This window comes from Halobellus sp. Atlit-38R, from assembly GCF_003665925.1.
GTDB lineage: Archaea > Halobacteriota > Halobacteria > Halobacteriales > Haloferacaceae > Haloquadratum > Haloquadratum inordinatus.
Map to the genome: position 1 here is coordinate 215,241 of NZ_QXIJ01000006.1, position 7,882 is coordinate 223,122.

A 7,882-nucleotide genomic window follows, 5' to 3' on the forward strand; every position below is an offset into this window, starting at 1 on the left:
GCTACGATAGCTTCTCGGACTGCTGCGCCTGCGTGACCCGCCGGTTCGCCTGCGCAATTCGCTTTCGCGCGGCGTTCGTGAGCGGTTCCGGAACGGTATCGCCCGCGGCTTCAATCCGTTCGAGGACCCGCTCCAGTCCGGTTTCGACCGCCTGAAGTTGCCGATCGGCGTTGCCGCGCTCGCCGGCACGGGCGCGCTCCGCTGCACGCGAGGCCGCCTCGACGATCGCATCGAACGCACGGAGCAGTCCGCCGAGGGCGTTCTGGACGCCTCCACCGTCGATCGAGGTGCTCAGTTCGCCGTCGAGCAGCGCCGCGAGTTCGTCGCGCGTCTCGGCGGCGATCGACGCGAGGAACGCGGCGAGCGACGCTTTCCCCGTCTCCGGCCGGTCGATTCGAAGGACACCGGACGCGTCGGGATCTGGGTTCACTCTGAAGGCCCCGAGAGCCCCATCGGCGTCTCGGACTTCGGTCGTGTACGCACCGCCGCGGTGGACGTAGACCGCGTCGGAACCGTCCAGCGGGGCGTCGTAGAGCCGGCCGGCGAAGTCGTCTTCGACCGCCAGACCCGTCAGGTCGGCGTCGGTCCCCGAGGCGTCGACTTCGAGCTTTCGGGCGTCCTCGCGGGCGACGAGTGGGATCTCTCCGTCGACGCCAGCGGTCGCGACGCGTTGGTCTGCCGACGACGTGGGCGCGCCGGAGGTGGACGACGATGCGGTCTCACTAGGGGTGGTCGACTCGGCTGTCGTCGACTCGGCTGTCGTCGACTCGGCTGTCGTCGACTCGGCTGTCGTCGACTCGGCTGTCGTCGACGAGACCGGAGCGGTCTGCTCGTCAACCGTCGTCGGCGACTCCTCTGATATGCTCGTGTCCGTCGCCGTCGCCTCCGACGCGGTTTCCGATCCGCCACTCGTCGCTGTCGCGTCTGACTCGCTGTCGCCGACAGACAGTCGCTCGCTGTGCGGCGCCTGACCCGGGGCGTTGACGGTGAAGCGGTGGTCGCCCGCCGGGATGTCGCGGACGACCGCGACGCCCTCGAACGTCGGTACGGCCACCGGATCGCTTTCCAGGAGCGCGACGGCTTCGACGGTCGCGTCCGCGGTCGTCAGCCCCTCCTGATCGGGGGCGTCGTCCGTCGTGACGGCTTCTGTGACGCGGGCGACGACGGTGTTGATCGGCGCCGCAGCCCCGATGGCGTCGTAGCGCTCTGCCAGCGCCGCCCGGTGATTGGAGTCGGTGATGTCCGCCGCGGGGTTCTCGTATCGGGGTTGTCCCCACGGCGCGCCGGTCGTCGAGATGTGGCCCGCGATGGCGTCCTCGGCGGCCTGTGGGACCGCGAACTCGAAGCTCAGTTGCGGACCGGTGAAATCGGTGAGGTGTTCGATCTCGCTCGTCGGGACGAGATCGTACGTCTCGTCAGTCGCTGACTCCAGATCCGGGTTCGCGCCTTCGGAACTCGTGGTCGTCGAGGCGTTCCCCGCTGCGCCCTCGCGTCCGCTGTAGCGGAAGACGACGCCGGTCGACCGCTCGGGGAGGTCCGTCGGCGGTGACGCGAGGGCATCGAAGGACCGGACCGTCAGTTCGTCCGGCACGAGCGCGTCCCTGTCGACGTTCGGTAGCCGCTCGTGCTCGTACACGGGCGCACCCTCGTACTCGGGGACGACGTAGGGAAGTCGCGCTCCTTCGTCGCGCGGCAGCCCGTACGCCAGGGGCAACTCCGAGAGCGCCTCGATGCTCGTGATCGCGGAGTTGGTGATGTCGGCGAGGAGGTCCGCCCCCGGAAGCCGCTGGAACCCGTCGGGTTCGTCGTTGACAGACAGCGCACTGGAGTGTGAGCCGAGTTCCGAGAGGAGCCGTGGCACCATCTCTGGTTCGGGGTCTAGAAACTCGTTGTTCGGGACTTTGCGGGAATGCGAACTCGCGACGTACAGTTGCGGTCGGCCGGTGTCGGTGTCGACGAAGACGTGCAGGACCTCCCAATCGTGCCAGTGGAAGTTCGTCGAGAACTGATCGAACGCCGAGTACATCCAGAACTGGACGACGGCCAGCGGGGAGTCCTCGTACTCGACGGCGTTGTAGAACACCGTCGGGTTCGGTGGCTCGCCGGACGCCGCATACTGCTCGTGATAGCCGTCGAGCGCGTCGAAGCCGTCGACGATCGACTCGCCGTCCTGCTCGCTCGCGTACGGGCGTGGGTCCGTCGGCAGCCACGGTTCCGCGCGGTCGAAGTACAGCGTCGGTGCGAACCGCTCTGCGAGTCGTCGAGCGGCGTCGGGATCCGTCGCGGTCGTTTCGCCGTCGGGCTCGCGGTCGGTGAACGAACACCCGGCGAGCGCGCTCGTGCCGACGCCGCCGAGGGCGGCGAGGAGCGTCCGACGGCTGAGGTCAGTCGTGTCGGTAGAGGTCACAGTTTGAGTGAGTCGTGGATTCGTCGCAAAAGCGGGCGACACAGCGCCGTCGCAGTGTCGTTATTTGTACGCCTCGCGCAGGAACACCAGCGCCGCGCCGAACATCGCCAGGTTGCCGAAGAAGGCGAGCCGTTCGCCGCTTCGGGAGTCTTCGTCGGCGTTCCAGAAGTCGTGCATCGTCGTGGTCACGACCGCGAGGAAGGTGACGGCCGCGCCGGTCGCGACTTTGGGGAGCCGCCAGAACGCGACGCCGAGACCGGCGACGACCATCATCCCCGAGGCGAACGGCGCGGCGAGTCGGGGGAGCGGTACGCCCGCGGATTCCGCGTATTCGATCGTGTCTTCCATATCGCGGAAGTCCTCCGACGCCTGGAGCGCGAGGCCGAACCCGAACAGTAGCCGGCCGAGCCTGGAAGGGGCGGCAGGGCTGCCGTCGGAATCGGCGCTTTCGGTGTCCTCAACCATACCCGCGGATCGTTCGCGGGCGCTGATAAGCGTTCTGTCGGTATCGGGGGGAGCCGACAGCGTATTGCCGATCGGTTCGTCATACCCGTGTATGAAGATCGAGGCGGGCGATCGGATCGCTGTGGAGTACGTTGGCCGGTTGGAGGACGGGACCGTCTTCGGGACCTCGAAGTACGCCGTCGCGGTCGAGCACGGCCTCGCAGACGCGGAAGATCGCGACCCGAGCGACTACGAGCCACTCGCGTTCACCGTCGGCGGGGGCGACGTGATCGAGGGGCTCGACGAGGCCGTCCGCGGAATGCGCGCCGGCGACGAAGAGACGATCCACGTGCCACCGGACGCGGCGTACGGTGAGGTCCGATCCGACCGCGTCCGCGAGTACGACCCCGAAACGTTCGAGGGGATGGTCGGCGAGTCGCCTGCGGTCGGCCTCCACGTCCACGCGCAGAACGGACTGCACGGGGACGTCGTCACCGTCCACGAGGACGCGGTCGAAGTCGATTTCAACCACGAACTCGCGGGGAAAACGCTCGTGTTCGAGGTCGAGATCGTCGATCACCAGCGGGACGGGTAGTCACCACCGCTCTCGCGAAACAGGCCAGCTCCGCTCAGAGACGGGGATTGGCCGAGCGTTCAAATACGAGAAGGAGACCAACTGCCCGCGTGTCTTCCCCGCCCGAGACGATCCCGATTTCGCACCTCGCCCGCGCGGCCTACTGCCCGCGCCAGCTCTACTACGCCCGCCGCGACGACGACCACGCGCCGCCGCCGGAGGTCGACGCCGTGCGCGAACTCGCGTTCGAGTACGATGCCCTCCGGACAGCGGCGGACAGACGGCTTCGGGAGCGGTCGCTCGCGGTCTCCCCGGCGACCTACCGATCGAACCTGGCGGCGCTCGCCGAGCGAGACGACTACGGTCGGCTCGTCGACCCCGCGCTCCGAAACGTCGTTCTCTACGGCCGTGACTGCCACGGCGTCGCACACAAGGTTCTCGAATCCGCAGGAGACGACCAGGACGCTCCGCCACCGACGCCGACGGTCGTGTCACCGGGCGATCCGCCGCCGCGGGGCGTCTGGGAGCCCCAGCGCGTCCGCGCCGTCGCCGTCGCGAAAGCGCTGGCGTGGGAGCGCGGGCGGGAGATTCCGCGTGCGCTCGTCGAGTATCCGTCGCACGGCGTCGTCCGAACGGTCCGGCTGACGACGCGGAACAAGAGCGCCTACCGGCGGACGCTGTGGACGGTCCGGTCGATGCAGGGGGTACCGAGTCGCATCCGCGACGAAGCGAAGTGCGACGCCTGCGACTACCGGACGGCGTGTGGGACGAAGACGCGGTCGCTGAAGACGATGCTCGGACTCGGCTGAGCCGGGTTGGGTCGGTCGGCGTCGCGTTAGCCGTCTTCGACGGCCGGTTCGGACCCGGTCTCGTCGGTGAGCCAGGCCACGATAGCGTCGGCCATCGCGCCGCGTCGGTGGATCACGTTTCGTTGGGGATCGACGACCGTGCTCTCGGTACCGGGCGTGGGGCCGGCGTCGATGATCGCCCCGACCGACGCCCGGAGATCCGGGTCCAGCTCCGAGATTTCCGTCACGCTCGGAGCGCCGCTGACGTTCGCGCTCGTCGCCGTCACGGGTGTCGGTGCGACCCGCTCGAACAGCGCGAGCGCGACCTCGTGATCCGGGATCCGGACTCCGACCCGGTCGCGGCCGGCAGTGAGCAGCTCCGGGAGCGACGGGTCGCGCTCGACGACGACGGTGACCGGCCCAGGGAGGAACGCCCGCATAAATTCGAGCGCGCGCTCGCTGGGCTTGGTGTATCGTTGTGCGACCGAGATCGTCGGCGCGCCCATCGAGAGTGGCTTCGCCCGGTCGCGGCCTTTCGTCTCGAAGACGCGTTCGACCGCTTCGGGGTCGGTCGCGTCCGCCCCGAGGCCGTAGACCGTCTCGGTCGGGTAGACGACCGTCTCGCCGTTCTCGATCGCCTCGGCCGCCTCGTCGAGAGCGGTGTCGAGTTGGTCCGTGAACGTCTCGTCGAACCCCGTCATCTAGTGAACCCGTCGTGGCGAGCCAGCAAGAGCGTGGCGGATGCGGCGGGCCGGAGGGGTCATTCCGCGAGACCGAAAACAGCTCAGACGTGGTCGTCGATCGCCGCCGCGATCTCGTCGTACGCGGGGAACTCGGGCCACTCCCCGGCGACCCACGCGTACAGGATCGTCCGTTCTTCGTCGAGCAGGAAGACCGCCGGTCGGTGCTCCGTGACGCCGGCCATCCCGTCGAGGTCGTGCTCGACGTCGTAGGCGGCGGCGACCTCGGCCGTGGGATCCGAGAAGAGTCGCGCGTCCGCGGCGCGCTCTTTCAGGAGTTCCTTGTGCTCGTACGGCGAGGAGATCGAGACGCCGACGACCTGCACGTCGGCCGCGAATCCGCGCTCGTCGATCTCTTTCCAGATGTACGTCGTCGGGAATGCACCGTCCATCGGGTGGAAGACGAGCAGCGTCGGTCCGTCGGCGACGACCGACGACAGCGACGCGTCCTCCCAGTACTCTTCGTTCACGAGGGGGCGCGTGAAGTCCGGGGCGATCTCACCGACAGTCGGGTGGTCCGTCTCGGGGAGCGAGACGACCTCGAAGTCGACCATCAGGCGACACCTCCGTCACCGTAGGTCTTCGTCAGATACTCCACGATGTTGGCCGATTCGGACATCGCCGCGCCGGTGTTCTCGTCGACGATCGCCGGGACGCTCCGCTTGCCCGAGACGCGCTTGACGACGTTTCGGTCGGCGTGCATCGGTTCGACGAATCGAGAGCGGTACGGCAGATCGAGTTCGTCGAGGACTCTGACGACGCGCTCACAGAACGGGCACGCCTGGAGCCGATACAGCGTTATGTGCGGGTCCGAATCGCTCATAGCCGGCGTACGAACGATGAACGCCTAAGCCCTTCGCACCCGGAAGATAGCGTTCGACGTACCAGCGACAGGCGAGTCGAACCGCTGTGCGCCGACGGAATCGACGGATCCGAGGGTAACTCTTAATTCCGGGGCCAGACAAGGTGACGTAGTTATATGGGTTTGTCTCCGCCACTCGCATCTCTCGCCGTCGAACGGCCACGCGGCACCGATGACTGGACAGCGATCGCGCCGACCGTCGACTCACTCGACGGTGGAGCCGTCGAACCGACAGCCGTCCTCGGGCCGATCCTCCAGGCCCTCCCGATCAACGACACGACGGTCACCATCGCGGGCGCGGCCGCAATCTTCGTTCTCATTGCCTTCTCGGCGTTCTTCTCCTCCTCGGAGATTGCGATGTTCTCGCTGGCGAAACACCGGATCGACTCGCTCGTCGAAGACGGCGTCCCGAGAGCCGAGATCGTCAGCGACCTCAAGGCGAACCCCCACCGACTGCTGATCACGATCCTCGTCGGGAACAACATCGTCAACATCGCGATGTCCTCGATCGCGACGGCGATCGTGAGCATCTACTTCGACCCGGGTGCGGCGGTGCTCGCCTCGACGTTCGGGATCACGACGCTCGTGTTGCTTTTCGGCGAAAGCGCGCCGAAGTCCTACGCTGTCGAGAACACAGAATCGTGGGCGCTCCGTATCGCGCGCCCCCTGAAGTACTCCGAGTACGTCCTCCTGCCGCTGGTCGTCATCTTCGATTACCTGACCCGCGTCATCAACAAGGTGACCGGCGGCCGCTCGGCCATCGAGACGTCCTACATCACTCGCGACGAGATTCAGGACCTCATCGAGACGGGCGAGCGGGAGGGCGTCATCGAGGAGGAAGAGCGGGAGATGCTCGACCGGATCTTCCGGTTCAATCAGACCATCGCCAAGGAGGTGATGACGCCGCGACTCGATATGACCGCCGTCGCGAAGGACGCGACGATCGACGAGGCGATCGAGACGTGCGTCCAGTCCGACCACGAGCGCGTCCCCGTCTACGACGGCAACCTCGACAACATCATCGGGATCGTCACGATCCGGGATCTGGTGCGCGAGCAGCACTACGGTGAGGGGGCCGCCTCGCTGATCGACATCGTCCAGCCCACGCTGCACGTCCCCGAGTCGAAGAACGTCGACGAGTTGCTGACGGAGATCCAGGACAACCGCCTGCGGATGGTCATCGTCATCGACGAGTTCGGGACCACGGAAGGGCTCGTGACGCTCGAAGATATGGTCGAGGAGATCGTCGGCGACATCCTCGAAGACGACGAGGAAGAGGCCTTCGAGTTCCTCGACGACCGGGAGACGCTCGTCCGCGGCGAGGTGAACATCGACGAGGTCAACGAGGCGCTCGGCCTCGAACTCCCCGAAGGCGAGGAGTTCGAGACGCTCGCGGGGTTCATCTTCAACCGCGCAGGGCGACTCGTCGAGGAGGGCGAAGAGATCACCTACGACGGGATCACCATCCGGATCGAACAGGTCGACAACACTCGCATCATGAAAGCGCGGATCACGACGCCCGAAGAACCCGAGATCGAAGAGGACGACGACGACACCTCGGAGGAAGAACCCTCGGAGTCGCCGGCGCAAAGCGAATAATCGCTCTCGGCCGGAGCGCCCGGCACCGACCGCTCTGCGTCGTCGCCCCCGGCCCCGGACCGAACGGAGCGTCCAGGAGACTGGACGAACGAGTCAGTTGGCTTTTTGCCCCCACTATTTTCTTTCTTAGAAAATATTATTTTTCTAATTTGGTACAGAGTTTTTTGACTACAAAATTTTGTTCTTCTTGGGCGTGGGAGAACTGAGATAGAGAGAAAACTGTTCGGAGGGTATGTACTTAGTGTGTAGCCCCCGAATAGAGAATTGCAATGGCAGAACCCACAGCAGACCCCGACGAATCGGCCGGTGCCCCGGGAATCGGCGATCAGTTCCCCCAGCTTACCGTGGAGACGAGCCACGGCGAACTAACTATCCCCGACGACTACGAGGGCAAGTGGCTCGTCCTGTTCAGCCATCCGGGCGACTTCACCCCCGTCTGTACCTCCGAGTTCGTCGCCTTCGAGCAGC

9 protein-coding genes are annotated in these 7,882 nt (G+C 66.4%); 4 read left to right on the forward strand and 5 right to left on the reverse strand.

The genetic code is table 11. The annotated features are described in order from the left end of the window. Position 1 precedes the first annotated feature (1 nt). Positions 2-2,407: a hypothetical protein gene (locus D3D02_RS10815; protein ID WP_121569990.1), complete on the reverse strand. Its 2,406-nt coding sequence runs from the start codon at positions 2,405-2,407 to the stop codon at positions 2-4. A gap of 60 nt (positions 2,408-2,467) precedes the next feature. Further along, a complete protein-coding gene (locus tag D3D02_RS10820; RefSeq protein ID WP_121569991.1) occupies positions 2,468-2,872 on the reverse strand; it encodes a DoxX family protein in 405 nt (134 codons plus the stop codon). A gap of 91 nt (positions 2,873-2,963) precedes the next feature. Here D3D02_RS10820 and D3D02_RS10825 point away from each other — a divergent pair, with 91 nt between their 5' ends. After that, positions 2,964-3,446: a peptidylprolyl isomerase gene (locus tag D3D02_RS10825; protein ID WP_121569992.1), complete on the forward strand. Its 483-nt coding sequence runs from the start codon at positions 2,964-2,966 to the stop codon at positions 3,444-3,446. Between the two features lie 89 nt (positions 3,447-3,535). Then, positions 3,536-4,234 carry a hypothetical protein gene (locus D3D02_RS10830; protein WP_121569993.1) on the forward strand — a complete coding sequence of 233 codons (699 nt, stop codon included), beginning with the start codon at positions 3,536-3,538 and terminating at the stop codon, positions 4,232-4,234. A gap of 26 nt (positions 4,235-4,260) precedes the next feature. On the opposite strand, the gene D3D02_RS10835 is transcribed toward D3D02_RS10830, so the two are convergent. From D3D02_RS10835 to D3D02_RS10845, 3 genes are all read right to left on the reverse strand, one after another. Beyond that, positions 4,261-4,914 carry an L-threonylcarbamoyladenylate synthase gene (locus D3D02_RS10835; protein ID WP_121569994.1) on the reverse strand — a complete coding sequence of 218 codons (654 nt, stop codon included), beginning with the start codon at positions 4,912-4,914 and terminating at the stop codon, positions 4,261-4,263. Positions 4,915-4,997: 83 nt separating this feature from the next. Next, positions 4,998-5,507, reverse strand: coding sequence for a redoxin domain-containing protein (locus tag D3D02_RS10840; protein WP_121569995.1), 510 nt, complete (start codon positions 5,505-5,507; stop codon positions 4,998-5,000). Then, complete coding sequence (locus D3D02_RS10845) at positions 5,507-5,776, reverse strand: glutathione S-transferase N-terminal domain-containing protein (RefSeq protein WP_121569996.1); 270 nt, start codon at positions 5,774-5,776, stop codon at positions 5,507-5,509. The genes D3D02_RS10840 and D3D02_RS10845 overlap by 1 nt, the downstream gene beginning before the upstream one ends. Positions 5,777-5,932: 156 nt before the next feature. Between D3D02_RS10845 and D3D02_RS10850 the strand changes: the two genes are divergently transcribed. Both D3D02_RS10850 and D3D02_RS10855 read left to right on the forward strand, forming a co-directional pair. Then, on the forward strand, positions 5,933-7,414 hold the full coding sequence (locus D3D02_RS10850) for a hemolysin family protein (RefSeq protein ID WP_121569997.1): 1,482 nt from the start codon (positions 5,933-5,935) through the stop codon (positions 7,412-7,414). Positions 7,415-7,683: 269 nt separating this feature from the next. Beyond that, on the forward strand, positions 7,684-7,882 hold a 199-nt coding region (locus tag D3D02_RS10855), incomplete at its 3' end, for a redoxin domain-containing protein (RefSeq protein ID WP_147435604.1).

Bases quoted from the DNA above. Each gene is read 5' to 3' on its own strand.
- D3D02_RS10820 (WP_121569991.1), bottom strand. From the start codon at position 2,872: ATGGTTGAGGACACCGAAAGCGCCGATTCCGACGGCAGCCCTGCCGCC.
- D3D02_RS10825 (WP_121569992.1), top strand. From the start codon at position 2,964: ATGAAGATCGAGGCGGGCGATCGGATCGCTGTGGAGTACGTTGGCCGG.
- D3D02_RS10835 (WP_121569994.1), bottom strand. From the start codon at position 4,914: ATGACGGGGTTCGACGAGACGTTCACGGACCAACTCGACACCGCTCTC.
- D3D02_RS10840 (WP_121569995.1), bottom strand. From the start codon at position 5,507: ATGGTCGACTTCGAGGTCGTCTCGCTCCCCGAGACGGACCACCCGACT.
- D3D02_RS10845 (WP_121569996.1), bottom strand. From the start codon at position 5,776: ATGAGCGATTCGGACCCGCACATAACGCTGTATCGGCTCCAGGCGTGC.
- D3D02_RS10850 (WP_121569997.1), top strand. From the start codon at position 5,933: ATGGGTTTGTCTCCGCCACTCGCATCTCTCGCCGTCGAACGGCCACGC.